The 26,922-nt window shown below is 60.0% G+C and carries 24 protein-coding genes, 2 tRNA genes and 1 pseudogene; 17 read left to right on the forward strand and 10 right to left on the reverse strand.

Annotated elements, in window-relative coordinates; genetic code table 11:
- Positions 1-148: 148 nt before the first annotated feature.
- From A3OQ_RS24025 to A3OQ_RS0108665, 3 genes and pseudogenes are all read left to right on the forward strand, one after another.
- Positions 149-406, forward strand: a pseudogene (locus A3OQ_RS24025) (transposase); the annotation flags it as partial.
- A 232-nt stretch (positions 407-638) separates the two neighbouring features.
- A complete protein-coding gene (locus A3OQ_RS24685; protein ID WP_161607322.1) occupies positions 639-794 on the forward strand; it encodes a hypothetical protein in 156 nt (51 codons plus the stop codon).
- A gap of 157 nt (positions 795-951) precedes the next feature.
- Positions 952-1,389: a winged-helix domain-containing protein gene (locus tag A3OQ_RS0108665; protein WP_161607323.1), complete on the forward strand. Its 438-nt coding sequence runs from the start codon at positions 952-954 to the stop codon at positions 1,387-1,389.
- A 292-nt stretch (positions 1,390-1,681) separates the two neighbouring features.
- Here the strand turns inward: A3OQ_RS0108665 and A3OQ_RS0108670 are convergent.
- Positions 1,682-1,756: transfer RNA gene (locus tag A3OQ_RS0108670), tRNA-Gln, on the reverse strand.
- A gap of 338 nt (positions 1,757-2,094) precedes the next feature.
- Here A3OQ_RS0108670 and A3OQ_RS0108675 point away from each other — a divergent pair.
- Positions 2,095-2,171 (forward strand) — tRNA-Pro (locus tag A3OQ_RS0108675).
- A gap of 321 nt (positions 2,172-2,492) precedes the next feature.
- Positions 2,493-2,657 carry a Flp family type IVb pilin gene (locus A3OQ_RS0108680; RefSeq protein WP_020173596.1) on the forward strand — a complete coding sequence of 55 codons (165 nt, stop codon included), beginning with the start codon at positions 2,493-2,495 and terminating at the stop codon, positions 2,655-2,657.
- Positions 2,658-2,749: 92 nt separating this feature from the next.
- On the opposite strand, the gene A3OQ_RS0108685 is transcribed toward A3OQ_RS0108680, so the two are convergent.
- Entirely contained in the window at positions 2,750-3,043 is a 294-nt protein-coding gene (locus tag A3OQ_RS0108685) for a hypothetical protein (RefSeq protein ID WP_020174993.1), read from the reverse strand.
- Between the two features lie 310 nt (positions 3,044-3,353).
- Here A3OQ_RS0108685 and A3OQ_RS24840 point away from each other — a divergent pair, with 310 nt between their 5' ends.
- The gene (locus tag A3OQ_RS24840; protein WP_020174994.1) at positions 3,354-3,650 is read left to right on the forward strand and encodes a hypothetical protein; all 297 of its coding nucleotides are present in this window, start codon (positions 3,354-3,356) and stop codon (positions 3,648-3,650) included.
- Positions 3,651-4,011: 361 nt separating this feature from the next.
- On the forward strand, positions 4,012-5,859 hold the full coding sequence (locus tag A3OQ_RS0108695; protein WP_200859997.1) for a di-heme-cytochrome C peroxidase: 1,848 nt from the start codon (positions 4,012-4,014) through the stop codon (positions 5,857-5,859).
- A gap of 102 nt (positions 5,860-5,961) precedes the next feature.
- Here the strand turns inward: A3OQ_RS0108695 and A3OQ_RS0108700 are convergent, their stop codons facing one another.
- Together A3OQ_RS0108700 and A3OQ_RS0108705 are read right to left on the reverse strand one after the other, a co-directional pair.
- Entirely contained in the window at positions 5,962-6,546 is a 585-nt protein-coding gene (locus tag A3OQ_RS0108700; RefSeq protein WP_020174996.1) for a hypothetical protein, read from the reverse strand.
- A gap of 13 nt (positions 6,547-6,559) precedes the next feature.
- Positions 6,560-7,039 (reverse strand): hypothetical protein, encoded by a 480-nt coding sequence (locus A3OQ_RS0108705; protein ID WP_020174997.1) that lies wholly within the window; start codon positions 7,037-7,039, stop codon positions 6,560-6,562.
- 510 nt (positions 7,040-7,549) lie between these two features.
- Between A3OQ_RS0108705 and A3OQ_RS24690 the strand changes: the two genes are divergently transcribed.
- On the forward strand, positions 7,550-12,163 hold the full coding sequence (locus tag A3OQ_RS24690; RefSeq protein ID WP_020174998.1) for a beta strand repeat-containing protein: 4,614 nt from the start codon (positions 7,550-7,552) through the stop codon (positions 12,161-12,163).
- Positions 12,164-12,198: 35 nt separating this feature from the next.
- Here the strand turns inward: A3OQ_RS24690 and A3OQ_RS0108715 are convergent, their stop codons facing one another.
- Positions 12,199-12,597 (reverse strand): DoxX family protein, encoded by a 399-nt coding sequence (locus tag A3OQ_RS0108715; protein ID WP_020174999.1) that lies wholly within the window; start codon positions 12,595-12,597, stop codon positions 12,199-12,201.
- A gap of 141 nt (positions 12,598-12,738) precedes the next feature.
- Here A3OQ_RS0108715 and A3OQ_RS0108720 point away from each other — a divergent pair, with 141 nt between their 5' ends.
- From A3OQ_RS0108720 to A3OQ_RS0108750, 7 genes are all read left to right on the forward strand, one after another.
- Positions 12,739-13,380, forward strand: coding sequence for a class I SAM-dependent methyltransferase (locus A3OQ_RS0108720; protein WP_020175000.1), 642 nt, complete (start codon positions 12,739-12,741; stop codon positions 13,378-13,380).
- Positions 13,381-13,441: 61 nt separating this feature from the next.
- Complete coding sequence (locus A3OQ_RS0108725; RefSeq protein ID WP_051116095.1) at positions 13,442-13,858, forward strand: hypothetical protein; 417 nt, start codon at positions 13,442-13,444, stop codon at positions 13,856-13,858.
- A 105-nt stretch (positions 13,859-13,963) separates the two neighbouring features.
- Positions 13,964-14,758, forward strand: a complete 795-nt coding sequence (locus tag A3OQ_RS0108730; RefSeq protein WP_020175002.1) for an ABC transporter ATP-binding protein — start codon at positions 13,964-13,966, stop codon at positions 14,756-14,758.
- The gene (locus tag A3OQ_RS0108735; protein ID WP_026595654.1) at positions 14,751-15,485 is read left to right on the forward strand and encodes an ABC transporter ATP-binding protein; all 735 of its coding nucleotides are present in this window, start codon (positions 14,751-14,753) and stop codon (positions 15,483-15,485) included. The genes A3OQ_RS0108730 and A3OQ_RS0108735 overlap by 8 nt, the downstream gene beginning before the upstream one ends.
- A 54-nt stretch (positions 15,486-15,539) precedes the next feature.
- A complete protein-coding gene (locus tag A3OQ_RS0108740) occupies positions 15,540-16,739 on the forward strand; it encodes an ABC transporter substrate-binding protein (RefSeq protein ID WP_026595655.1) in 1,200 nt (399 codons plus the stop codon).
- A gap of 128 nt (positions 16,740-16,867) precedes the next feature.
- Positions 16,868-17,749, forward strand: coding sequence for a branched-chain amino acid ABC transporter permease (locus A3OQ_RS0108745; RefSeq protein WP_425280304.1), 882 nt, complete (start codon positions 16,868-16,870; stop codon positions 17,747-17,749).
- Positions 17,746-18,735: a branched-chain amino acid ABC transporter permease gene (locus A3OQ_RS0108750; RefSeq protein WP_020175006.1), complete on the forward strand. Its 990-nt coding sequence runs from the start codon at positions 17,746-17,748 to the stop codon at positions 18,733-18,735. The genes A3OQ_RS0108745 and A3OQ_RS0108750 overlap by 4 nt, the downstream gene beginning before the upstream one ends.
- 115 nt (positions 18,736-18,850) lie before the next feature.
- On the opposite strand, the gene A3OQ_RS23505 is transcribed toward A3OQ_RS0108750, so the two are convergent.
- Entirely contained in the window at positions 18,851-19,681 is an 831-nt protein-coding gene (locus A3OQ_RS23505; RefSeq protein ID WP_020175007.1) for a universal stress protein, read from the reverse strand.
- A gap of 101 nt (positions 19,682-19,782) precedes the next feature.
- Positions 19,783-20,070 carry a hypothetical protein gene (locus A3OQ_RS24035; RefSeq protein WP_020175008.1) on the reverse strand — a complete coding sequence of 96 codons (288 nt, stop codon included), beginning with the start codon at positions 20,068-20,070 and terminating at the stop codon, positions 19,783-19,785.
- Positions 20,071-20,284: 214 nt separating this feature from the next.
- Here A3OQ_RS24035 and A3OQ_RS0108765 point away from each other — a divergent pair, with 214 nt between their 5' ends.
- A complete protein-coding gene (locus A3OQ_RS0108765; RefSeq protein ID WP_020175009.1) occupies positions 20,285-21,532 on the forward strand; it encodes an MgtC/SapB family protein in 1,248 nt (415 codons plus the stop codon).
- 28 nt (positions 21,533-21,560) lie between these two features.
- Here the strand turns inward: A3OQ_RS0108765 and A3OQ_RS0108770 are convergent, their stop codons facing one another.
- The 3 genes from A3OQ_RS0108770 to A3OQ_RS0108780 form a co-directional block, all read right to left on the reverse strand.
- Positions 21,561-24,158, reverse strand: a complete 2,598-nt coding sequence (locus tag A3OQ_RS0108770) for a cation-translocating P-type ATPase (RefSeq protein WP_020175010.1) — start codon at positions 24,156-24,158, stop codon at positions 21,561-21,563.
- A 186-nt stretch (positions 24,159-24,344) separates the two neighbouring features.
- Positions 24,345-24,770, reverse strand: coding sequence for a universal stress protein (locus A3OQ_RS0108775; RefSeq protein WP_020175011.1), 426 nt, complete (start codon positions 24,768-24,770; stop codon positions 24,345-24,347).
- Positions 24,771-24,998: 228 nt separating this feature from the next.
- Positions 24,999-25,892 carry a hypothetical protein gene (locus tag A3OQ_RS0108780; protein WP_020175012.1) on the reverse strand — a complete coding sequence of 298 codons (894 nt, stop codon included), beginning with the start codon at positions 25,890-25,892 and terminating at the stop codon, positions 24,999-25,001.
- 264 nt (positions 25,893-26,156) lie between these two features.
- Between A3OQ_RS0108780 and A3OQ_RS0108785 the strand changes: the two genes are divergently transcribed.
- Complete coding sequence (locus A3OQ_RS0108785; RefSeq protein WP_152428369.1) at positions 26,157-26,849, forward strand: PilZ domain-containing protein; 693 nt, start codon at positions 26,157-26,159, stop codon at positions 26,847-26,849.
- The last annotated feature ends 73 nt before the right edge of the window (positions 26,850-26,922 follow it).

Genomic DNA, 26,922 nt, shown 5'->3' on the forward strand with positions numbered 1-26,922 from the left:
GCATCGATCTGATGTGATGAACGGCAGATGGGCCGGAAGGAGATAGGCTGATTAAAAATCATTGGGATTATGAAGCAGACATTCGCACCAGACATATGCATCCCGCAATTGCTTGATTTCGTTAGCATGCCGCAGTGGTGCAAAATTTGTCGGCTATCTCTATGGCATTCGCTCAGAGCGGCGGCTCGTCGAGGAAGTCCATCTCAATCTGGCCTACCGCTGGTTCTGCAGGCTGGGCCTCACAGGTGAGGTGCCTGAGCGATCGAGCTTTTCCAAAACCCGACATGGCAGATTCCGCAAGAGCGACGCGTTTCGTCTGGTGTTCGAGAGTGTATTGCAAACATGCTTGTGTAAGGGGCTGGTCAGTGGCGAGACATTTGCCACGGACGCCAGCGTGATCGAAGCCGCGCCGACCTCCTGGATGAGGATCAGGGTTCGGTAGAGGATAGCGTGCCTGCTCAGCTATCCATGCCCTTCGCGCCAAACCATCCATTGCGCAAAGGCATTGCGCACGAAAGCAACACGTCTCTTACGATCGATGCAAAGACCCGCGAAAGCCGCTCCTCGCCATCGGGCGGGCCCAGGCCTGGATGGAGACCATTATCTCAGGAACGAAGACGTCCTTTGACGAGATCGCTATGGAAGAGCACCTTGCCGAACGCTATGTGCGTCGTCTTGCCCAGCTTGCCTTCCTCTCGCCGAAGATCGTTGAGGCGATCGAGAATAGTTCGGCCCCCGCGGGTCTGACCGTTTCCAGGCTGACTCAGTCCATTCCTTATGCCTGGACGCAATAGGAGCAGGTGGTTGGCATCGCCTGACGGGTTGCTTTGCCTGTAGCTTACTTCACCCGGCAGTTGTCAATTAGCATCATGGCAGCGTATCTATTCCCTTCTGCTCATTCAGGTGATGCGATGGCATGTTGCCGTCTCGCGAACGGGCGACGAGGAGTTCATGGATACATCACTCGACCGCATTCGGGCGAAGATCGCCGAGCTCGAAGCCAGGCTCGACAGCCTCAAGATCGCGGAACGCGAACTGCTAGAGCTCGAGGCACCATCAACGAAGGCAGTATCGAAGTCGAAGTCATCGACTCGCAAGGCGAGGACGCCGCGCGCGACAAAAGCGCAGGCGATCGAGTCCGCGGCAGAGAAGGCCGCGTCTGAAGAAGCCGCTCCGAAGCAGACGATCGGTGCAGCCATCACCGATGTTCTGGCCCAACATGGTGCTCTATCCGCATCGGCGATCGCCGAGCAGGTTGTGGCCGCCGGCAAGGACATCAATAACCGGTCCGTCTCCTTCGCGCTGCAGTCGCTTAAAAAGCGTGGGCTCGTCAAAACGGCCGGCGGCGAATGGTCCTTAAAAAAGACCCGCTCGAAACGCGGCGGCTGATCGGCCCGGATCCACTCATAATCTGTGCATCACCGGGGCGTATTCGGAGAGGCAGGCCCAATACGAGGGTTCTTCGAACCGTCTCGGACCGGTTCGAACCAAATCTCGGCATCGGCGCCTGCGGAATTCGGGACATTTGAAAATCCGGCCGGAGAATCCGGCCGGATTTCGGCCTCAAAAGCCCGATTTTTCGACCAGCAAAATCTCTGGTGCCAAACCCGCTCCTGCAAAGCCCCGGAAATACCGGGACTTTTTCAAGAAGTGCGGCTCCGTCTCCGAAATAGGAGATGCGTGGCTGGGGCGGGAGGATTCGAACCTCCGCATGGCGGAATCAAAATCCGCTGCCTTACCGCTTGGCGACGCCCCAATTGCGGCTGTAGAACAAGGCTATCGCCTCATATCGGCCGCGCGGGACGCGGCACTTCCACGTTCGCGGCTGCGGCGTGAGTCGGATATTGCAGAGTTCCCAAAGCCGGGCGGACCATAATGCGCCACCGCATGGGCTGCAACCGTTTCGTCGCCTTTCATTTTGCGCGATTTTGTGACGTGACATCCTGTCCGATTGAATCCGTATCCCGTCCTATCGTCAAAACATAATTGCCGCGCCTGCTGGTTCTTGCACAGTCCGGCCTTGTCGGTCCGCCGGGGGACAGCTATAAGGCGCGTCTTGACCAGGAGCAGCCGAGAGGATTTCGGCGGCATTGTCGGAGTGTAGCGCAGCCTGGTAGCGCACCTCGTTCGGGACGAGGGGGTCGGAGGTTCGAATCCTCTCACTCCGACCACTTTGCGTGTCTCATCGCCTGGTGATCCAGGTTTCTGACCAGAAAAGACAAAAACCTCGCGGGCGCGAGTTTCTAGGCTTGTCTTGACCAGGAAGACAGTTCTCCCGCCAGACGCGCAGGCAAAGAGCCGCAGATCGGCCGCATGGACTTAACGCTCAATTATCCATCCCCGCCTTTCGTCGGGCTCTACACTGCCTAATTGCGCGATTTAATGGCAAGTTGGTGAGTAGATTTACCTATTTGCAAGAGGTCAGCACCAATCTCCGGGTGTCACGTTACCTATTGGAAGCGCGCCGCGACTTCCGAATCTGGAGTAAGTTAATGAAGAACCTTCTGTCCCGCTTCTCGCAGGATCAATCCGGCGCGACTGCCATCGAATATGGTCTGATTGCTGGCTTGATTGCCGTTGTCATTATTGCGACGATCACGACCGTCGGCACCAAGCTTTCGGCGAAGTTCAACGCCATCGCCGCCAATCTGACCTAAGCGCTATTGGCGATTAGGTCTGGCCTTAAACAAAAGCCGCCCCTTGGGCGGCTTTTTATTTTGAAGCGAGATTATTCGCTCAAGACTTAGACTTACTTGGCGGTGAGATCGGCCGACGTCGGCTTCGGTCCGTCGAGGGCCGGAGGCTCATTCTGGAAAGACGGGTCGAAAAAGAGCTCGCCATAGGGGCTGGAGCTTGTCTTCGTATAGGCCGAACTGCGGCCGGTCACCAGATCGCCTGAAGTCGCATTGGCCATCTTCTCGAGCGCTGCCGCGTTTTGAGCGACGAGAGGCCCCGGCACATGGGTCTTGTCATCCACGACGGCGATGGCGGTGACGAAAAGACACCAAATGCCTATCGCCAAATATTCCGGCCAATGTTTCATGAAAGATCCTCCGGGCATGTCACGACGCGCCAAGCCGCGCAGCCGCCTCCGGACGGTTAACGCTCGACCACCGATTAGGTTTCACGTCCACCGGCGAAACTGCGGAGATGCGTTAACAGAGGCGGGCGAAAGCTGCGCCATGCAACCAAATGGCCCCGGCTGCGTTAAATCAGCGCTTACTATCTTCTGTCTTCCAAACACCTATGCCCCGCCGGTTGGGACCTTTTGGGGCTTTTTGTTAGGAGGTCGGGGAAGATCTTAGGCGCGGGCAGAAATGTCACGGTTATCTAGCCGCGGGGGACTCTTCATCATGAAACGCAGACCTTATGTTTTAGCGATTGCCGCCTTCAGTGTTTTGGTGGCGGCAGGTGCCAGTGCGCAGGATCAGCGCCAGCGCGAAACCGAAGCCTGCATGGGCGATGCGTTTCGTCTCTGCAGCGACGCCGTGCCGGATGAAGCGCGTGTCACGGCTTGCATGAGCGCCAAACGCGCGCAACTTAATCCGAGCTGCCGTGCCTTCTTTACCGACGCGAGTGCGACGGGCGATGAGATTTCGCCGAAAGCCAGCAGGGCGAACCACAGGGTTCAACCCGTGTCGGTCCGCTAGCGCGCGCCGCTCGAGCCGTCACATAGTGCTCTGGAATGATTTCACCCCGCCAGCCAACTGGCGGGGTTTGTCGTCTCGGGACGAATAAGACGAATAAAAAGCCCGCCAGCGGGGGCTGGCGGGCAAGTGGGGGGCTGACACCAAAAATCAGCGCCGTCTTTTCGGTTGAAACGAAACATGCCTCAACCCTCAAACCGGGTAGGATCAAAAAGAAAAATCATTCTCGTCCGGTCGATGGCTTCGCCCCGACGGGTGCTCATGATAGTCTGCAATGAGCGCCGATCATGCCGGCCGCTGTCTTGAGTTCGTAACTTTTATTCTGTCTGTGGCGAACACTCTTTGGATCTGTGAAGAGGCTGCCATGAAGCTCAAACTATCGAAGCTCGGTGTTTTGCTGGGCGTTCCGGCGATTGTCGGCGGGTTCGCCGCCGCAGGGCAGCCGGATCAGCCGCTCGTCTTTGCCGACCAAGGCCGTGAATGGACGCCGCAATTGCGCGCCGCGCTTTATGTGCAGGATCAGGGATCTCAGCTCATTCCGCTGGCCTGGTTCGAAGCCTTGACGCAGGCGGATGGCAAGCCCTTCACTGAAGGCGCGCTTGCGCGCTTCGGCTTTCTGCCGAACCCGCAAGCGGCGCATGGCGACCGTCTTCCCGTCGGGTTCTCATTGGCGGATTCGCAACAGGGGCCGATGGTTGGCATGACCTGCGCGGCCTGCCATACGCGCGATATCAAGGCCGCGGGGGTCACCTATCGGATCGATGGCGGTCCGGCCTTCGCCGACTTTCAATCCTTTGTCCTCGATCTCGACGCGGCCGTCAGGCGGGCCTTGGCAAGCGACAGCAGCTTCAAATCTTTTGCCGAAGGCGTTTTGGGCGGCGAAGCGGCGAAGCCCGCGGCCGTCATGGCGCTCCACGATTCCGTCGCGCTCTGGTCGCTGCGCTTCCACACCTGGGTCGGCCAGATCCCGACCGATCGGCCTTGGGGCCCCTCGCGGCTCGATGCCATCGCCATGATCTACAATCGCGTCAACGGTCTCGATCTTGGTCCGGCGCCGACCTATATGCTCGCCGATAATATGGCCATCGCCGATGCGCCAACCCGTTATCCGTTTCTCTGGAACGCAGGGCGTCAGGACAAGACGCAATGGGGTGCCTGGGCGGCGAATGGCAATGAAGGGCTCGCCGTTGCCCGCAACCTCGGCCAAGTCTTTGGCGTGTTCGCGACTTTCCATCCGGGCCCCAAGACAAGCGCGACGCCGCTCGACCACGACTATCTCAGTACCAATTCATCGAACATCCCCGGGATCGCGGCGGCCGAGACCATTCTCGCGCGGCTTGGGCCGCCGGTTTGGCCGTTTCCCGTCGATCATGCACTGGCGGAACGCGGCCGTGAGATCTTCAACAGGCCTGCCGCGCAAGGCGGATGCGTCGAATGTCATGGCGTGGCGGAAGGCGAGCCACGGCCGCCAAATGCCCATTCGTGGAGGACGGTGAGCTTGGACGCGGGCACCGACCTCCACCAATGGCAGATCGTGCTTCGCTCGGCACGGACGGGAATGCTGGAAGGTGCCACTGTGCCCGGTGTCGTCGGACCGTTGCAGGCAACCGATCTGTCGCTGAATATTTTGAAGGCCGCAGTCACCGGGACCATAGCGGAACTGCAGGCGGCGCAGGCCGCGGCTGCCCAAGCCGCTGCACCGGCTGCCGCCCCGCCGGAAGCCAAGGCGAAAGACGATCAAGCGAAGGCCGACGCGGCGAAAGGCGGCATGACCGCCCCGGACGCTACGGTGCCAATGACGCATGAGGACATGCAAAACACCATGCAGGTGCCGGACATGCCGCCGAAGGTGCAAAAGACGGCGGACGAAAAGCCTGCCGATCCAGCGGCGCACCCGCCGGGCACATTCGTCTACGAAGCGCGTGTTCTGCAAGGGATTTGGGCCGCCGCGCCTTATCTTCACAACGGATCGGTGCCGAGCCTCACCGAGCTTTTGAAGCCGGCCGGCCAGCGCGTCAAGAGCTTCAAGATCGGACCTGCCTATGACACGCAAGCGGTTGGTCTCGCGCCAGATCAGGCCGGCAATTTTACGCTCGTGACGACCGGTTGCGAGGATCGCATGTCGGGCAATAGCAATTGCGGACACGAGTACGGCACGCAATTGCCCGAGGATGAAAAGAAGGCGCTTCTCGAATATCTGAAGGTGCTCTGAGCATCGTCATTGCGAGCGAAGCGAAGCAATCCAGAGCAACCATTGTCTGGATTGCTTCGCTTCGCTCGCAATGACGGTTTAGCGATGGAGCCCTGCCTCGGCTCATTCGCTCGCACCGTGGCATCTCGCGGGCGTCGGCGCCTCCATCTCGCATTTGTAGGCCGGCAGGTGGGTAAACTCGGCGGGCGCGAATTTGGCGTTGACTGAGAAAGGCACTTGAAGTCCGGCCCTGCGCAGAGCTTCGCCAGCCATGCTGTTTGAATTCTGGCTGGTCGGCGAATAGGTCAGATGCATTTTGCCGATCGCGGCGTAGGTCTTCACGATGGTTGCCCATTTCGCCGAAAGGTCGGGGCCTTTCGTGACGAGTGCGTGCGGAAATTCTTTTCCCTCGAAGTCCTGCGTATAATAATCGTCCATCCGGCTCTTCATGAAGGGCGTGTTATTATGCGGATCGGAGACGAGCGTGCCGAAGTCGGAGGGTGCATTTTCCGACATGCTGAGGATGGCGCGCAGCGCGTTCGGCGGCGTCTGCTGCGTGGTTTGGATGGACGGTCCCGAACTCACGCCGAAACTCTGTCCGGCATTGTTCGTGTAAACGATCCCTATGTGATGCGCCAATCCGAGCCCGACCGTTTCGATGATCCGCGTCGCCTCGAGCGGAGAATAGTAGACGGTGATGGTTTCCATGAGTCTCCGCCCGCTACATCCCGCCGGCGCGGAGAAGGCCGCCGGCCTTCGTCAACACCATGTTGTTTTCGCTGCCGCCAGCGAAGTCGAAGTTGAGCACGACATAGACTTGCGTGAAGGCGCCATACATTAAGTTGAATCGTGCGACATACATTGTCGTGCCCGGGTGGTCCTGCATGCCTTGGAATTTTCGCAGGCTGCCCAAATCCTGCTCCTTGAGAACCTTTTGCGTCTCGGCAAAAGTTTGCCCAGCCGGAAAGTAAGGCGCGACGATCGACGTCACATCCACTTGAAAAATGCCTTCGCCCGCATCGTTCATGGAATGGATTTTGTTCATCAACGGCGCCGTCAGGGCGTCGCGCAGGGCTTTGGCCGGGGCGGCGTCGTTCGCGAGAACGATGTCGGCGGACGCTGCATGGGCGTGATGCGCCTGCACACCGCACGCCGGCATATCCGCGGCGAAAAGCGCGAATGCCAGAAAAGCCGTCAGCATATGCTCCTCCCGAGGCGTCGCGGATTCATGGCGCGGAACGCCGCCGCTTGAACAGGCTGTAGGAATACCTTCGCCTTAATATGCGATCGGCTCGCTTGTCGCGCGGTGTCTCTGTTCTGCTATCGTTTCGTTTTCCGACTGCGGTTCGTTACGGCCGGCGGCATCCGCTTGTAGAGGGCGTGCGTGGGCGATGCGTTTCGATTCGCCCAGCGGAGCAGTTCTGCGTCGCTGACAATCCTCATTTTCTGTGGCCCATGCGCCACAGACTTCGGAATTACGGTATCCAGCGGCGACGGTAAGACTGCACCGGCGCCTAAGACCATGCGCAAACCACAGCGATAACTAGGTGAAATTGCGTATCTTTTAGAATCGACACGCGGATCTTTAGTATTTGTTAACCGTCTTAGGACCGTCCAAGCCTCACCGAAACCATATTGTCTGCCTCGGCGAAGCGGGTATCACTTCCGCGTTTGACGAATTTACAATTTGTTCATCACGTTTGGGGCGGCAATGAAGAATTGGTTTGTGGGCGCGAGCGCGACACCGGGAAAGCCGGGCACGCGAGAGCAATTCTTCGAAACGACGCAGCTTGCCCGCAAGCAACTGCTGCTTGGCACGGCCTTGGCCGGCGTACTGTCACTCTCGACCCCGGCTTTCGCACAGTCCGTGGGTGGCAATGGCGGGATTAGCGGCCAGACTGGCGGCGGGACCACTGGGGGCAGTGGCGGAAGCTTGGCCAGCCCGACCGGCGGAAATGGCACGGTTGGCGGCGGCGGCGGCGGCGGCGGTCCTTCGGGCACGGGCGGCACAAGCGGCGGCACAGGCGGCGGTGGTGCCGGTGGCTCAGGGGATCCAGGCAGTGGAATTACCGGAGCCGGCGGCAACGGTGGCGCTGGCGGCCTTAACGGATTTACGGGCACGTCCTTGCCCGGGACGGCCAGCACCGGAAACAACGGTGCCGGTGGGGCCGGTGGGACGTCCAGCGGAACCCAATTCGGCGGTGGCGGTGGCGGCGGCGGTGCCGGTGGTTACGGCGCGGTGGTCACCAGCCCGAATCCCACAGACACCCTCACGGTAAACACGACAGGCGGCAACGGCGGAACGGGCGGCACTGGTGCGTTGGGCCCTGGCAACGTCGGGGGCAGCGGCGGTAGTGGTGGCGGCGGCGGAGCGGGCCTTTCTTATACTGGAACATCGTTGACCGTTAATTCCGGCGTGACGGTCCTTGGCGGTAACGGCAATACAGGCGGCAACGGCGGTAATGGCACCACCAACGCTGGTGGCGCCGGCGGCGCCGGCGGCGCCGGCGGCAACGGTATTGAAGGCAATAATTTCATCCTCAACAATTCAGGCACGATCCAGGGCGGCACTGGAGCCGCCGGGGGCACGGGCGGCACTGGCACTTCCACCGGCGCTACTGGCGCCACGGGGGCGGGCGGTGCGGGTGTGGTCGGTTCCGGTCTCACCATCGTCAATGCGGGCGCGATCAACGGGGCGGGCAGCGCCAATGCTATCACCTTCACCGGCGGTACCAACTCGCTGACGACGAATGGTGGCACTTACACCGGCAATATTGGTGTGACGGGCGGGCTCACCCTCAACCAGACTGCGGGTGCCGGTGCGGCGGGCAGCGCGACCTATTCTAATAGTTTCACCGGTCCGGGATCGCTTACGGTCACGACCGATGTTGGCAAATCGGTCACCTTAAGCGGTGTGAACTCTCACACCGGCGGCACGACGCTTACCGGCGGCGCATTGAACATTACCGGTGTGGGCACACTCGGCGCATCAACCGGGACGACCACTGTTTCAGGCGGCACCCTTGATCTTGGCACGACGACGCAAACGCAGGCGACGTTGAACCATTCCGCCGGCACGGTTCAAAACGGCACGATGAATGTCGGAACCTACCAGCTCACGGGCGGCACTTTGGCTTCGACCGCGACGGTCAATGCCTCGACCACATTCGACATGCAGAGCGGCACGGTCAACGGCGTGCTGGGCGGCGCCGGTACTCTGAATAAAACCACCGCCGGCACGGTCAATCTCACAGGTGCAAACACTTATTCCGGCGGCACAAATCTCTCGGCTGGCGTGTTGAATGTGGGCGGCTCAGGCACGCTCGGCGCTACAGCGGGTACGACCACGGTTTCGGGCGGCACGCTCGATTTGGGCACGACGACCCAAACGCAGGTGACGTTGAACCATTCCGCTGGCACGGTTCAGAACGGCACGATGAATGTCGGAACCTACCAGCTCACGGGCGGCACTTTGGCTTCGACCGCGACGGTCAATGCCTCGACCACATTCGACATGCAGAGTGGCACGGTCAATGGCGTGCTGGGCGGCGCGGGTGCCTTGAACAAAACGACCGCCGGTACGGTGAATCTTACGGGGGCGAACACTTATTCCGGCGGCACAAATCTCTCGGCGGGTGTCTTGAACATCACCGGTGCGGGCACGCTCGGCGCTACAACAGGTACGACCACGGTTTCGGGCGGCACGCTCGATTTGGGCGCGACGACGCAGACGCAGGCGACGTTGAACCACTCCGCCGGCACGATCCAGAACGGCACGATGAATGTCGGAACCTACCAGCTGACGGGCGGTACACTGGCCGCTGGCGCGACAGTGTCCGCGACCACTGCCTTCGACATGCAGGCGGGCACGGTGGCAGGCGTCTTGAGTGGCGCCGCCGCGCTGAGCAAGACGACAGCCGGCACCGTCACGCTTTCTGGCGCAAACAATTACACCGGCGGCACGAACGTTTCAGCCGGCACGCTCGCTCTCTCAGGTGCTGGCACGCTTGGTAACACCGCGAGCACGACGACTGTTTCGGGCACCGGTACTCTCGATCTGGGCACGACGGCACAGACACAGGCGACGTTGAACCAGTCGGGCGGCACGGTCCAGAACGGCACGATGAATGTCGGCACCTATCAGCTGACGGGCGGCACGCTGGCCGCTGGCGCGACGGTGTCCGCGACGACGACGCATGACATGCAAAGTGGCACGGTGAACGGCATACTTGCGGGCGCCGCTGCTTTAAACAAAACGACGGCTGGCACCGTCACGCTTTCCGGCGCAAACACCTATACTGGCGGCAGTAACGTCTCAGCTGGCACGCTTGCGCTGACAGGCGCCGGCACGCTCGGTGCCGCGGCGGGTACGACGACTGTTTCGGGCACCGGTACTCTCGATCTGGGCACGACGGCACAGACACAGGCGACGTTGAACCAATCAGGCGGCACGGTCCAGAACGGCACTATGAATGTCGGCACCTATCAGCTGACGGGCGGTACGCTGGCTGCTGGCGCGACGGTGTCCGCATCGACGACGCATGACATGCAAAGCGGCACGGTGAACGGCATACTTGCGGGCGCCGCTGCTTTAAACAAAACGACGGCTGGCACCGTCACACTTTCTGGCGCAAACACCTACACGGGTGCGACGACCGTGTCGGGCGGCACGTTGGATGTGGCGAGCGGCGGCTCGATTGCCGCGAGTTCGATGCTGACCAACAACAGCACGTTCCAGGTCGATGCAGGGGGCTCGGCGACCTTCACGGCCGTGGGCAGCACCAATACCGGCACCGTCACCGACTCAGGCACAATCTCATTCACCAATGATTTCACCAACAATGGTTTCGTTACGGTCAACTCCGGCGCCACGCTCAATGCCGGCAGCATCACCAACAATGGCACGATCACGAACTTCGGCACCGTCAACGACGATCTGACGAATACCGGCACGCTGAACAATTTCGGCACTTATAACGTCACCGGCACGCTCACCAACTCCGGCACCATCAATATGGTGAACGGCAGCCCCACGAATGTCGTCAACGTGACCGCCAATTATGTTGCGAGCGGCGCTTCGACCTTGAACGTCGATGCCACGCTCGTCAGCGGCGGCGCCGCCGATCAGCTTCGTGTCGCGGGTACGACGAGCGGCAATACGGTCATCAATCTGAACGACGTCGGTTCCAAGGGCTTTTTCACGACGCCGATTCCGATCGTGACGACGGGCGGCGGTGCCGGCACCTTCAGCCAAGGGTCGGGCTTCGGTTCGGCTGGCATCGTCAATTATTCGCTGCAGCATATCGGCAATAATTGGGACGTCGTCGCAACCCTGAACCCGGGCGCCGCGCCGGCCTTCGCGACGAGCATCGCGGCGTCGCTGGCGGCGGTGAACGTTGGCTTCTTCCAAAACGCCTCGGCCTTCATCTCGGCGCCGCCAGATCCCAAACCCAACCAATGGGGCGGCGGTCCGTGGATCCGCATCGCCGACGGCCGCAACGACGTGAACTCGGTCGGCACGACGCAAAATATCGGCGGCGCGACGACGTCGAATTCGCTGGTGCGCACCACCTTCAACGGCTTCCAGACCGGTATGGATCTCGGTCTCTTCAACGTCGAGAACACCGGATATAACCTGCATTTCGGCGTCACCGGCGGTCAGGTCATACTCGATGCGACCGAACTTCAAAGCGGCACCAATACGAACGAGGCCACCGTGCCCTTCGTCGGCGTTTACGGCGCTTTGACCGGACATAATTTCTTCGCCGACTTCCAGGTGCGCGAAGATTTCTACAATATGAAGGTGTCGAATCCGGTCGCCTTCCTCAGCCAGCAGAACCTCAATGGCAACGGCGTTTCGGCCAATGGTTCGATCGGCTATCGCTACGACGTGACGCGTCAGTTCTTCGTCGAACCCTCGGTGGCGGTTCTTTATTCGCACCTGAGCGTCCAGCAGCTGCGGGTCGGCATCGATCCGGCGGATAATGTGTACGGCACATTGAGCTTCAATCCGATCAACAGCCTGATCGGGCGCCTTGGCGTACGTGTGGGGACGAATTATTCGTTCGAGACGGTGGCGATCCAGCCGTTCCTGACGGGCAGCGTGTGGCGCGAGTTCGAAGGCGATACGACGACGACCTTCCAGGCAGCGGGGGGCTATGTGCCGATCACGGTGTCGCGCATCGGGACTTTCGAGCAGGTTGGACTCGGCGTCGCGGCACAGGTCCTGAACACGGGCCTCCTCGGCTTCGTGCGCGGCGATTATCGCTTCGGTCCGAATATCAACGGCTATGCCTTCAATGCCGGTATGCGCTACCAGTTCTAAGACCGGGCTTTGCCCGGTCGTCAGGGCGCGGTTTGTCAGGGACTCTTTCGGAACGCATCAAGGCTGAAGGCGCCGCCGCCGGCGGCTGCCATATAGAGAAAGACGAAGCAAAAAAGAATGGCCGCGTCGCCGCCGTTATTGGCCGGAAAGACATTATTCGGCGCATGATAGAGCCAGTAGGCGAAGGCCATTTCTCCTGAGAGGAGAAAAGCCACGGGGCGTGTGAAGAGCCCGAGCAAAAGCAAAACGCCGCCGAAAACTTCAAGGATCGCTGCGATCCAGAGGAGTGACAATACGGCCGGCGCCGGATGCGACGACGGTGGAAATCCAAACAGCTTCTGCGTTCCGTGTTCAATGAAGAGCAAAGCGGCGACAATGCGCAACAGACTGAGCAGGCGCGGCGCCCACACGATCATCAAATCTTTTTGAGTCATCGGCTCTCTCTTTTCTGAGGAGGTAAGGCGATCTTGCCTTCCCGCCGAGCATAGCCGAGCCGCCGCACGGTGAAAACGGCGCATGGACGCGCGTTCTGTGATAAAAGCCGCGCCAACCCTGTCCGTCAATCGCGAGACTAAATGCCGGCCATGAAACTCAATCCGCAGGATCTGGAAAAGGCGGTCGCCGTCACGCTGGGGCATTATAATCAGCATGCCGAGGAATTCTGGCGGGGCACCTGCGATCACGATGTCAGCCAGAACATCGACGCATTGCTGCGTGCCATCGAAGCGGCGCATCCGTTCAAAATTCTCGATTTCGGCTGCGGGCCCGGACGCGATCTCAAAGTTTTCGCCGAGCGCGGGCATCATGCGATCGGCCTTGAGGGCGCCGAGCATTTCGCCGCTATGGCGCGTGCTCATAGCGGATGCGACGTCTGGCACCAGGATTTCCTTCAGCTCAGCTTGCCGGACTCCCATTTCGATGGTGTTTTCGCCAATGCCTCATTGTTTCATGTTCCGAGCCAGGAGCTGCCGCGCGTTTTGAAGCAATTGCAGGCAACGTTGAAGCCGGGCGGCATTTTGTTTTCGTCGAACCCGCGCGGGCAAAACCAGGAAGGCTGGATCGCCGGGCGCTATGGCGCCTATCACGATCTTGACGCTTGGCGGACCTATATGACGGCGGCTGGTTTCACCGAGCGCGGGCATTATTATCGCCCGGACGGCGTACCGCGCGAGCAGCAGCCGTGGCTTGCAAGCGTTTGGCGCAAAGATCCTGCGTGAGGGGCGAGGCGTGGCGGACAATAAAGTGCAGCGCGAGGGATTCCAGCATGATGATTATGTCATGGTGCCGAATTCCTATGGACCGCGCCGCGATTTCAGGATCACGGTCGGTCTGCGCGAGGGGTGGGACGCGGAAGGCCGGGTCTATGATATTTCCGAGGCCGTGCGCACCGCGCATGCCTGGATGCGACGGCGCGTCAGCGCCGGCCTGCCGGCGCTCTCCGGCATGTTCACGCGCGCCGAAGTGACCTACGCTTGGCCGCGCGAAGACGGAACCGTCGGCTCCGACCGTGAGCCGGTGGCCGTCTTTACCGGCGAGGCCGTGCATGCCTATCTCGGACATTTATCCGATAAGGATGTCGAAGACATGCTGAACGAGCTGGCGATCGAACTGGGCGCCGCCTTGGGCCAGGAGAGGCTTTACGTCTCGTTTTGTGAGCAGACCTGGATTCTCGACGCTAGCGAGCAAAAGGGCTGAGCTGGCGCAGACGCCTGCGCTTCGACGTTTGGCGGAGCTTGCAGGAAAGCCGAAACTGGCCGATGCTCGCTTTCTAGAGACCTCCTCGTCAGGCAAAAACCGGCAATGGATCAGATCTTGGAATCCGCGCCAAGGGGTGAGGGGACCGACGCCGATACGATTTTGCGGACGGATGGACTGACGAAAGAGTTCAAAGGCTTTAAGGCCGTCGATGGGGTCCGGCTGAACATAAAGCGTGGCAAGATCCACGCTTTGATCGGGCCGAACGGCGCCGGTAAGACGACTTGCTTCAACCTCTTGACCAAATTCCTGACACCGTCGGCAGGCACGATCCTTTATAATGGCCGCAATATTTCCGGCATGCACCCGGCGGATGTCGCGAGGCTTGGTCTGGTGCGCTCGTTTCAGATCTCCGCCGTATTCCCGCACCTGTCGGTCCTCGAAAACATAAGGCTGGCGCTGCAAAAGAGATCCGGCCACTCCTATGCTTTTTGGCGGCCGCAAAAGGTACTGGATCATCTCAACGGTGAAGCCGCGGCGCTCGCCGAACGGGTCGATCTCGCGCATCTCCTCGACACGCCCGCGGCGGAATTATCCTATGGCCGCAAGCGCGCGCTCGAAATCGCAACGACACTCGCGCTCGACCCCGAGATGATGCTGCTCGATGAGCCTATGGCCGGCATGGGCCATGAAGATATCAGCCGCATTGCCGAGCTGATCCGCGACATCGGCAAGACAAGAACCATTTTGATGGTCGAGCATAATCTCTCGGTGGTCGCCTCGCTTTGCCATCGCATCACCGTGCTCGCGCGCGGCAAGGTGCTGGCGGAGGGCGATTACGCCACGGTATCTGCCGACCCCCGCGTGGTCGAAGCCTATATCGGCGGCGGCCATGCCTGAGGTCTCGCCCGTACAAGCATCGGTCGCAAAGCCTGTACTCTGCGTGCGCGGCCTCGAGGCATGGTACGGCGAGTCGCATGTTCTGCACGGCATGGATTTCGAGGTGCGGGAAGGCGAGGTCGTTACGCTTCTCGGCCGCAATGGCGCCGGCAAGACCACCACGATGAAGGCGCTGATCGGCATCATGGGCAAGCGCCGGGGATCGGTGGTCTTCGACGGGCATGAGACCATCAAGCTCTCCTCGCAAGCCATCGCGCGTCTGGGTCTCGGCTATTGCCCGGAGGAACGCGGCATCTTCTCGTCTCTTTCGGTCGGAGAAAACCTGATGCTGCCGCCGCGGGTGAAGCCGGGCGGCCTGACGGTTGAGGAGATCTTCGCGCTTTTTCCAAATCTCAAAGAGCGGATTGCCAGCCAAGGCACCAAGCTGTCCGGTGGCGAGCAGCAAATGCTGGCGATCGGACGCATTCTGCGCACCGGCGCGCATCTGCTTTTGCTGGATGAGCCGAACGAAGGCCTGGCGCCGGTGATCATCGAACAGATCGGCCGGACCATCGCCCAACTGAAACAGAAGGGCTTTACCATTATCCTCGTCGAGCAGGACTTTCACTTCGCGTCGAAAGTAGCGGACCGGCACTATATCGTCGAGCAGGGGAGGGTGATCGACATGATGCCGAATGCCGATCTTTTGGCGAATGGCTCCAAGCTGCAAGCCTATCTCGGCGTATAAAAGCAAATCGAGGATCCGAAGAGGTCCGAAGAAAAATTGAAAGGGGAGGACAGCATGAGGCTCAAACACTTATTGCTTGTTGCGGCGTGCGTCGGGGCGGGTTCAGGCGTCGCGCGGGCCGAGATCGCGGTGAAGCTCGGCGTGCTCAACGATCGCTCCGGCGTCTATGCCGATTTCGCGGGCGAGGGTTCGGTCGTCGCCGCGCAGATGGCCGTCGATGACTTCAAGGCGGCGGAGAAAGGGATCAAGGTCCAGATCGTTTCGGGCGACCATCAAAACAAGCCCGACGTCGGCGCGGGCATCGCCCGGCAATGGTATGATCAGGATGGCGTCGACGTGATTTTGGATGTGCCGACCTCTTCCGTGGCTCTGGCGGTCAGCCAGATCACGAAGGAAAAGAACAAGATCTTCATCGTGTCCGGCGCGGGCTCGACCGAACTGACCGGGGCGCAATGCACGCCCAATACGATCCACTGGACCTATGACACTTTCGCGCTTGCCAAAGGCACGGGCGGCGCCATGGTGAAACGCGGCGGCAACACCTGGTTTTTCATCACCGCCGATTACGCCTTCGGCAAGACGCTTGAAGCCGATACGACCCAGATCGTCAAAGCGGCGGGCGGCAAGGTGCTGGGCTCCGTCAAATCGCCGTTTCCATCGAGCGATTTTTCCTCCTTCCTGATTCAGGCGCAAGCCTCAGGCGCCAAAGTCATCGGCCTTGCCAATGCCGGCGGCGATACGTCGAACTCGATCAAGCAGGCGTCGGAATTCGGCATCACGCAAGGCGGACAGAGCCTCGCCGGTCTGCTCGTCTTCCTAAGCGATGTGCATGCGATCGGCCTGCCGGTGGCGCAGGGGCTGGTGCTGACGGAAGCCTTTTATTGGGACCTGAACGACAATACCCGCGCGTGGTCGAAGCGCTTCGCCGCGAAATATGGCGGTAAGGAACCGACCATGGTGCATGCTGGCGTCTATGCCGCCGTGCTGCATTATCTGAAGGCGGTGGAGGCCCTGCAAAGCAAGGACACGGCGCTGGTGATGGCCAAGATGAAGGCGGTGCCGACCGACGATCCGCTCTTCGGCAAGGGTGAGATCCGCGCCGACGGCCGCACCATCCACAATATGTATTTGTTCCAGGTTAAGAAGCCGGAGGAATCGAAAGGCCCCTGGGACTATTACACGCTGCTTGAAACCATCCCTGGAGCAGAGGCTTTCAGGCCGCTGTCCGAGAGCGCCTGTCCGCTGGTGAAGTAGCCTCAATAGAGCGTGATCGCTTTGGCTGAATCGTTATCACGCTCTTTGCGTTTGTTTAAACGCATGATCTTATCCAGAAAGTCTGCAACTTTTCGGGATCATGCTCTGAAGGTGCCGCTATGACCGCGATGGTGTTCGGCGTTCCGCTCCAGGCCTTGCTGGGTCAGCTCCTGCTGGGCCTCATCAACGGCTCCTTCTATGCCATTTTGAGCCTCGGCCTCGCGGTCATCTTCGGTCTTCTCAACATCATCAATTTCGCCCATGGCGCGCAATATATGATGGGCGCCTTCGCGGCATGGATGCTGTTGAATTATGCCGGCGTCGGCTTCTGGTGGGCGCTGATCCTGGCGCCGCTCGCAGTCGGCCTCTTCGGGATCATCATCGAACGTCTGTTCATTTCGCGTCTCTATCGGCTCGATCCGCTCTACGGGCTGCTGCTCACCTTCGGTCTTGCGCTCATCATCCAGGGCCTGTTTCGCAACTATTACGGCGTTTCCGGACTGCCCTATGCGATACCGCCGGAGCTCTCGGGCGGCTGGAATCTCGGTTTCATGTTCCTGCCGAAATACCGCGCTTTCGTCGTCGTTCTGTCGGCCTTTGTCTGCCTTGCGACCTGGCTGATCATCGAAAAGACCAAGCTCGGCGCCTATTTGCGCGCCGCCACCGAAAACCCGACGCTCGTCCAGGCTTTCGGCGTCAACGTGCCTTTGTTGCTGACGCTGACTTATGGATTTGGCGTAGCGCTCGCGGCCTTCGCCGGCGTGCTTGCGGCGCCGATCTATTCGGTGAACCCAATCATGGGCGCCGACATCATCATTGTCGTTTTTGCCATTGTCGTGATCGGCGGGATGGGATCGATCTTCGGGGCCGTGCTGACCGGCTTCGGTCTCGGGCTGATCGAAGGCCTGACCAAGGTCTTCTATCCCGAGGCAGCTTCGACGGTGATCTTCTTCATCATGATCCTCGTCCTATTGTTCAAGCCCGCCGGCCTCTTCGGGAGAGCCGCATGAGCGTCGATGCGGCGCTGTCGCAATCCGCCGCCGCTCCCGCGGCTTCGCGCGATTGGATGATCTTTCTGTTCATCGTCGCTGCTCTCTGCATCGCGCCTTTCGTCGCCTATCCGGTTTTCGTGATGAAAGTTTTGTGCTTCGGGCTCTTCGCTTGCGCCTTTAATCTTCTGCTCGGCTATGGCGGGCTTTTGTCTTTCGGGCATGCCGCCTATTTCGGTACGGCAAGCTATGTCTGCGCCTATGCGGCCAAGTCCTGGCACCTGACGCCGGAGCTTGCCATTGTGCTCGGCACATTGGCAGCTGGCTTGCTTGGCCTCGTCTTCGGCGCGCTGGCGATCCGCAGGCAGGGCATTTATTTTGCGATGATCACGCTGGCGCTGGCGCAGATGGTCTATTTTTTCTCGTTGCAGGCGCCCTTTACCGGCGGCGAAGACGGCATCCAATCCGTGCCGCGCGGCAAGCTCTTCGGGCTCGTCGATCTTACGAACGACCGCGCGCTTTATGTTCTGGTCGCGGTGATCTTTCTGGCCGGGCTCTTTGCGATCAACCGCATCATCCATTCGCCCTTCGGGCAGGTGATGAAAGCGATACGGGAGAACGAACCCCGCGCGGTCTCGCTCGGCTATCAGACGGAGCGTTTCAAGCTGATCCTCTTTACGCTCTCCGCGACGCTCGCGGGCCTGGCCGGCGCAACCAAGGCGCTTGTGTTTCAGCTTGCCTCGCTGACGGACGTTCATTGGGCGATGTCGGGCGAAGTGATTCTGATGACGCTTGTCGGCGGGCTTGGCACCATCTTCGGTCCGATCATCGGCGCGCTTCTTGTCGAGACGATGGAGACCTATCTGGCCTCGCTCGGCGGCTGGGTGACCATCGTTGAGGGGGCGATCTTCGTCATCTGCGTTTTGCTTTTCCGCGACGGCATCGCAGGCGTCTTCGATCGCGTCTGGAAACGGCGGCCGGTGCGCGCGGACGGCAATCCCAGTTGAACACTTCCGTTCGGTCTGGTTTGCGCCGAAAGTGGTTCGGTCGCTTTGCGAGTGCGATAATGCAATTGCCGACATTCGTCGGCATCATTCATCGAGCCGGTGCAAAAGAAATTTTTCAATGCGAGTAGAACACAGGAAGGCTCGCATCGCTCAACATTGAACTCGTCACCCCGCCTAAAATGAATTGCAAGAAACGGGAATGAGCATAAGCACCCATTACCAAAAGGTCGGGTGTAACTGTGGCAAGGTGATCGCGCAGTGTTCTTCCAGCATCGCCGAACTCGATTTGCAATTCGGTGAGCTTCGGCACCTTACAGTGACGGGCGAGATGCTGTGCGAGATCAGCGCCAGCCATACTCTTGTTGGCATCGGGGCCAATGCAAACGATCTCGACCTCGTCTGCCTTGGCGAGCAAAGACATCGCATCTCCGATCGCGCGCGCCGCGTACTGACCACCATCCCATGCGACGACAATCCGACGAAAGACGGGGCCCCGCGTCCAGTCCGGCGGCACGACCAGGACCGGGCGGCCAGAGCCGAAGAGAATAGCCTCGATAATGCCCTGTTCAGACGACAATAGAGCTGTAGGCCTGGGCAGAATAATGAGATCGCTCAGCCGCGCGCCAGCAACGAAATTGTCCCGGATTTGGATATAGGGCTGCTGCACAATATTGCAGTCGATCGTTACGCCTGCGAGGCGCGCCGACACTTCGATCCGATCGCGTTCAGCGGTGGCCTTGTTGAGTCTCCTTTCATTCACCTCATCAATGACGGCGTGGACCAGGGGAAGCAGCCGCGCGCTCGGCAAATCCAGGATGGGTACGGCCAATTGTGCCGTTACATGTGCCTTTTCGCGGTCGCAGAAGGATAGCGCGTAATCGGCGACCACTTGCGAAAGCGGCTCATCGTCGACGACGAGGCACAGCTGAATAGTTCGATATGCCATGAGATCCTCCAAACGCGGACCAAAGCATCCGCGTCAGATCGCCGGGCCGCCTTGCTGCAGATCAATCATTCGATATGTCGATCCATTACGGAAACGCTTCTTTATCTTTCCTTGCCATCTTGAGCGTTGCACCAGTGCCTCAAATGCTCCAGCATGTGCAAGATGTTACGCCGGACCGGCGGGATGTCCCTGCCAATCAGCAAAGCGCCAAGCGGCAGCATCCAAAAACCGAGAAGCGGGAGAAAGCCGAACAGGCCTCCTGCGATGAACGCGCATCCAAGGAGGATGCGCAGCCATTTTGCCCGCGGGTGGATCAACCAAAGATATGAGCGACGAACCCAGTGGGGCAGCGAACGCAGGAAACGGCCCAGTTGAGGATCGCGCTTCATGAGCCTCCATGGCGGTTCGTGTGGTGAGGATCACGCAACGCATCGACCTCCATATGGGCACGCTGGCATATATACGAACCTCGGCTCGCCCCTGCCAAGGCCGCGCGCAATATGAGCCGCTTGATTGGTATCAAAACAGGTAAGGTGTCATCCGCAGTAAGAGTCGCGCGCCGCCGCCTTCAGTTTGGGCATGTTGCTTTCAGTGGGGTGCATTATGCTCGCGTCGCCTTGGTTTAGACTTTTGATCGCTCTGGCTATCGGCCTACTCATCGGGCTGGAACGCGAGCGCAGCAAAGGCGAGGGACCGCATCGGCGTCCGGCGGGGATTCGGACCTTTGGGCTCACTGCCTTGTTGGGCGCTGTCGCCGTGCATGTCGGAGGCACATGGCTTCTCGCCATCGTCACGGGCGCCGTTGCGATATTGGCAGCTTTGTCCTACGGGCGCGAAGATCGCGGCGACCCGGGATTGACCACGGCCATCGGCCTTTTGGCCACGCCTCTTCTTGGCGGCCTTGCCATGTCGGATCCGCCGCTGGCATCGGCGCTGGGAGTCACGGTCGCCGTCGTGTTTGCCGCGAAAGCGCCGCTCCATCAATTCGTAAGGGGCGTATTGACGGATAATGAGATGAACGACGGATTCATTTTCGCCGTCGTTACGCTCGTGATTTGGCCGCAACTGCCCGATAGCTATATGGGGCCGCTCAATTCGCTGAACCCGCATAGCTTGTGGTTACTTGTTGTCTTGGTGACGGCGATCGGCGCTGGCGGTCACATCGCGATTCGTGCCTTTGGAGCGAGGTACGGGTTGCCGATTGCGGGTCTCGCGTCCGGCTTTGTCTCTAGCACGGCCACAATCGGCGCGATGGCCAACCGCGCGGCAAAGGAAATAGCAGTGATGGCAGCGGCGGTTGCCGGCGCGGCTCTTTCGACGGTCGCGACCTTCGTGCAAATGATCCTGTTGCTCTTGGCCACGAGTACGCCGGTGCTGCGCGTCATGGCCCCGGCGCTGATTGCAGGCGGCTTAGCCGCTGCACTTTATGCGCTTGCCTTTACCTTGCGTTCGCTGCGATCGAGCGAGGTTCCGACCGCCGAGGGCGGGGGCCGTGCCTTTAGCGCCGCCGCCGCCCTTGGGCTTGCGGCAACATTGGCCGTGATGCTGGTTGCAACCGCCTATTTGAAAACCTGGTTCGGCGAAGCCGGAATCGTCATAGGTGCGGCCGTTTCGGGCCTGGTCGATACCCATTCCGCCGCGATCTCCGTCGCGTCGCTGGTCGCCTCGGGGCAACTTGGCCCCGAGGCCGCCATCTTGCCGATCTTAGCCGCCATGAGCAGCAATGCGCTGATGAAGATCGTCGTAGCGATCAGCGCCGGATCTCGCGGCTTCGTTCTGCGCCTTGTGCCTGGTCTTATTCTCTCGATCGCGGCGGCCTGGGTCGTGGCGATCGCGATTGGTTTCAAATAAGCTGCCTGTCCGGTGCTGCACCCATAAATCAGAGCGACGCCGGTTTGCGCGTGAGCATCCACGCACGTGCCCGTATCCAGCTCATGACCAGTTGAAATACATCGATGACGATCACGCTGGCAACGGCCGCGCCCGTCGCTTCGGCAAGATGGGTGATGCTCAGCGGCGCGAAAGCGAAAATCTCACGCAGTTGCGGAATAGATAAGGAAAGAACAAGTGCCAGCAAGGTTATGCAGACAACGAAAGCAAGCGGCTTGTTCGGTCGAAACGCCGTAAGAAAGACGCTTCTGCTGGCCGAGCGGTTGGTCATGACAAGACCGAGGTTTCCCAGCACCAAAGTGACAAAGGCCATGGCACGCGCGACCTGATCGCCGTGGAGATCGCGGATTCCAATCAGGAAGACAGCGAGCGCCGCGGCGAGCACCACGCCACCCTGTAACAGGCCGCGAAATAGCAGAGAGCGGTCGAACAGCGGCTCTTTGGGATTTCTTGGCGGGCGCGCCATGACATCTTTCTCTTCGGGCTCTGCCTCGAACACGATCGAGGAGACTGGGTCGATGATGAGCTCAAGAAAAACCACGTGGATCGGCCCCAATAAGAGAGGCAGGCCGAAAAGCACCGGCAGGAGCGACATGCCGGCGATCGGCACGTGAACGGCGAGGATATAGCCAAACGCCTTCCGGAGATTGTCATCGATCCTTCGGCCTAGGCGGATAGCAGTGACCAAGTTGGTGAAATCATCGTCGAGCAGGACCAAGGCGGCCGCTTCGCGGGCGACATCCGTGCCGCGGCCACCCATTGCGACACCGATATGAGCGGCTTTCAGCGATGGCGCATCGTTCACGCCATCCCCCGTCATCACGACCACATCGCCATTGGCGACGAAGGCCTGGACGAGACGAAGCTTCTGTTCAGGCATGATGCGTGCAAAGACGGACGTGTTTTCGAGGCTCCTGCGTAAAGGTTCATCGGCGAGTTCGGCAAGCTCCTGTCCCGTGATGACATTGCCGGTTGCAATGCCTGCCTGATGAGCGATCGCACATGCTGTGGTCGGATGGTCTCCCGTGATCATCACGACTCGAATGCCTGCGGCGGCGCAGGCGGCCACGGCGTCGGGGACGCCAGGCCTCAGCGGATCGGCTAGGCCGACCAATCCGACGAAAGTAAAATCGAAGCCGTGCTGCTCTGCCGGCCAGGCGGAGCCAGAGAACTGCGCTTCGGCGATCGCAAGCACGCGCAAGCCTCCGGCGGCCAAAGCGGCGATGTCCTGCCGGATCTTATCGAGCGTGTCGCCACTCACATGGCACAGGTCGGCGACCGCCTCGGGAGCGCCCTTGGCGGCTATGATATAGTCTCCTCCGCCGGCGGCTTTCCACACCTGGGACATCGCAAGCAGATCGTGTGAGAAAGCATAATCACGGACGAGGGCAAAGTCTGAGTGCAGATGTTCCGTATGGGCGAGATAGTGCTGACCTAGATCGTGAAAGGCCCGCTCCATCGGATCGAACGGATCGGGCCGGCTCGCAAGGATGGCGAACTCGACCAGACGATGAAAGCGTTCAGGGAGTTCGGCGACCGAGGTGCCGGTAACCGAGAAATGCTCGTTGCCGCTCACAAGCTTTGCAACGCTCATTCGATTCTGCGTAAGCGTTCCAGTCTTGTCGGCGCATAGAACCGTTGCCGCCCCAAGCGCCTCGACCGCCGCCGATCGCCGCGCCAATACGTGGCTCTTGGCAATTCGCCAAGCACCCATGATGAGGAAAATAGTCAAAACGAGCGGAAATTCTTCAGGAAGCGTCGCCATCGCAAGGGTGATCCCGGCGAGAACGGCCTTCACCCAGGTGCCATGCAGAATCCCGTAAACGACGGTGAGCAGGATGGCGCTGCCTAGGCCGGCCGCGGCGAACAGGCGGACCAGTCTGCCGGTCTGTTCGTGAAGCGGCGAGGCGGCAGTCTCGAGCGTGGCGAGCGATCGGCCGATCCGTCCCATTTCCGTACGCGGACCAGTCGCCACGACATGCGCCGTGCCTTCGCCACGAACGACCAGGCTGCCAGACCATATATTGCGGCTGTCATTTCCGCCTGGCCGCGCATCCTCCGCCGTCCCCATGCCTGCGATTTTTCGAACCGGAATGGATTCCCCGGTAAGAAGCGATTCATCCACTTCGAGATTGACAGCCTCGATGAGCGCGGCGTCGGCCGGGACACGATCCCCTTCCGAGACGATGACGATATCGCCGATAACCAAATCATGGGCTGAAACGCGTTGGCGCCGACCGTCGCGCAGCACAAGGGCGCGTGGCGCCGAGAGATCCTTGAGGGCGGCGAGCGCCTTTTCCGTCCGGCTTTCCTGAACGACGACAAGGACAACATTAAGGACTGCGAAAGCAAGCAGGATCAAGGCTTCAGCAAGATCGCCGAGCACCAGATAGATCACGCCCGCGGCGAGGAGAAGCTGCAGCATGGGTTCGCGAATGACATCGAGAACGATGCGCGCCAAGTCGCGGCTTTTTTCTTGAGGCAGACTATTGGGACCGTCATGCTGCAGCCGCAAGATGGCTTCGCTGGCGGATAAGCCCGAGACGGCCGGAATGGTAAGCGCAGCTGACTCGTCCATTTGATTCATCGCGCGCTCATTGTTGAGATTTGGCTCGGGAGATCCGGCAAAGGGGGCAGCTCGAAGTACCTGTGCTCGTGTCCTTTAAAAAAATCGTGCGGTGGCGCTCCATGCATCTTAATTGTAATCAAGCAACCGCGATGAGCGTCCAATTCAAGTGGGCTGGCTCCATGCTTAATGAGCCATTATAGCTGCTCAACGCGACACAAGAACCGGCAAGCTGGTATTCGCCAATACCTTTTGTGTCACGCTTCCCAAGACAAGAGATGCGAGCCCGCCGCGGCCGTGCGACCCCATCACGATAATATCGCATCCCTCCGCCGCAGCGGCGTCCAGTATGGCTCGAAACGGCGCTTCATGGGCAATGCTTTGGGTCTTGCAGGGAACATTGGCTTGCCGAGCCATCTCGGTGACTTCTGTCAGGATCTCACCCGAACGTTTCTGAAGCGCTTGTTCCGCATGGCGGACCTCGACTTCAGAGAACAGATAGGCAGGGAATTCCATCTCGACCGTTAGCGCGACAAGTTCGGCCCCTAATGATGAGGCGAGTTTCACGGCCAGCGCTGCCGCACCAGCGGCAAATGAGGAACCATCCGTGGCGATCAAAATGCGCTGGAACATCTCGGACTTTCTCCTTCTTCCCACTTCTTATCGCACACCTGTCCAAGCCCATTGATACACGTCAAGGAAGCAAGGCTCTAGGGACGCCGATGATTTGTGCCGGCGCATGATGGCGGGTAAGGATAACGAGCGTTAATCACGACATGGCAGGCATAGGTCCGGCAATCGGTTTTGAAGCAACCGGGCAGGTGGCGCTCGATACTCTTTTGATCGGGCCGTTTCGCTGTTCTATCCCACCGCATCCGACGCCATGCTCTCGGCCATGACGCGGAGGGCGGCGGCGCGATAATCCTCGCGCCTTTCCTCAATGTTTTGAACCGGCGTTTCGCGATGATCGTTCGGCGGCCGGCTCCGGCCATAGACCGCGCCATCGCCCTGCTTATAGCTCGCGATGATGTTCAATAGCGACCGGCGCAAGGCCTTCCTGCCGGTCGAGCCGAAGATGCCGCCGCCGATCATCGAGACATGGGTGATATCGGGTGCTGCATGCAATGTCGTTTCGCTGAAGCGGATGATGGCGCCGCCGGGGGCCGCGACCACGCCCGGATCGATATATTGCTTTTTGAAATCGTCAGCCGATGCCGCGAGCTTCGGGCGGCTGATGCGCTTGCCCATGACGGAGGCCGAATAGAATTCCGTGCCGAGCGCGTTCGGGTCCGCGCCTTCCGCCGGATCGATCGCGGTCACGACATAGATCACCATCTTGCCTTCGGTCGCATGACGATGAATGCGGTCGAAGAGAAGATGATCGCCGGCTTCGTAATTGGTGCGGAAGAATTGCAGGCTGATCTGGCACTGATCGGCGACCGTCGTACCGGCGTGATGATAGAAATCGTCGATGATCAGCGCCGTGGTCGGCAGAAGATGCGGCAGATTGCTCGGCACGCAGATCGTGTTCGTGCCCTGCGCCTTAATCTCGAAGGCTCCGACATTGTAATCGTCGCCGCAGGCAAAATCCCGAAGGTTTGGCACGATGCCGACAAGCTCGGGGAGATCGCGGTCCTGATCGAGAAAGGCTTGTGGCGTCGCGGCCGTTGCCACCGGGCTCGGGGCGCGATCGGCGAGCGGACGCGGGTAAAGGATCAGGCCGTCTTTGGAGAGATCTGCGAATTCGAGTTTCATCAGTATGTCCGGGGCGGTTGGCTGCCGGTCAGGGCGAGAGCGCGCCTGAGAGTGGAACTGGGCTTGGTATCTTAACTATAGGAAACTTCTCCCAGCAAGTCTTGAGCCTCTGTAATTCATTAAAAATCAACGTGTTGCTGGTGTACTGCCGTATCGGCATAGGTCTTTTGTCCAATTAACGCGCATTTTAACGAATCTTCATACGTTTCGTCCTCATTCTGAAAACATCCTTTGATCTCAAGCCTGCGCACAAAGGAAGAATTTATGGGCATCCAACGTTTCGAACATCCCGTGCGTATTTTGGCTCTAGCGCCGGCGCCGGGCGTGACCGCGCCAGCCGAGTTCAAGGCCGCGCTCATGCCGAGCCTGGGTGGCATCACGCTTCTGCGGCTCCAGCTTTTCGGACATTATTCACTCGCCGACGGGAAGCTGCACTCCTGCCGGACGTTGCAGATCGATCCCAATCAGATTGCTCTGTCCTGCGAGGTGGCAGGCCATCTCGGCGATCGCATTGACCTCAATCTCGATCTTCTGGGCGAGCTGCATGGGGTCATCACGGGCTTGATGGCGGCGGGATTGCGTATCGATGTCGGCGACGCCTATCAAGATCGCATCGCGCAAAAGCTGGCTTGGTTCAAAGCCTGTTTGGGCCAGGGCGCGAGCGATCTGGACTTTGCGTCCTTCAAGGAAAGACGGGCGCAGCGCATCGTGCCAAAGCAAACAACCTGCCAGTTCATGGATGCCGAAGGCACCGTGCAAACGGCACGAATCATCAATATTTCGACGTCGGGCCTCGCGCTTTGCAGCCCGTACCGGCCGCCGGTCGGCGCCCCCATTGTCCTTGACGGAGGTAAAGGGCGGCGCGGTCTGACCGTGCGCTGTTTCGAAGACGGATTTGCAATCGCCTTCCTCGAGCCGATTCCCGCCGCGGAATTCGGTCCCCACATGGTCATTTAAGATCAGGACTCAATCATCTATCCGCCATTGCGAGGAGCTTCGCTCCGGCCGCAATGACCCTGGAGCGACCGAA

The sequence above is a fragment of the Methyloferula stellata AR4 genome (genome assembly GCF_000385335.1).
In the GTDB taxonomy this organism is placed as follows: Bacteria; Pseudomonadota; Alphaproteobacteria; order Rhizobiales; family Beijerinckiaceae; genus Methyloferula; species Methyloferula stellata.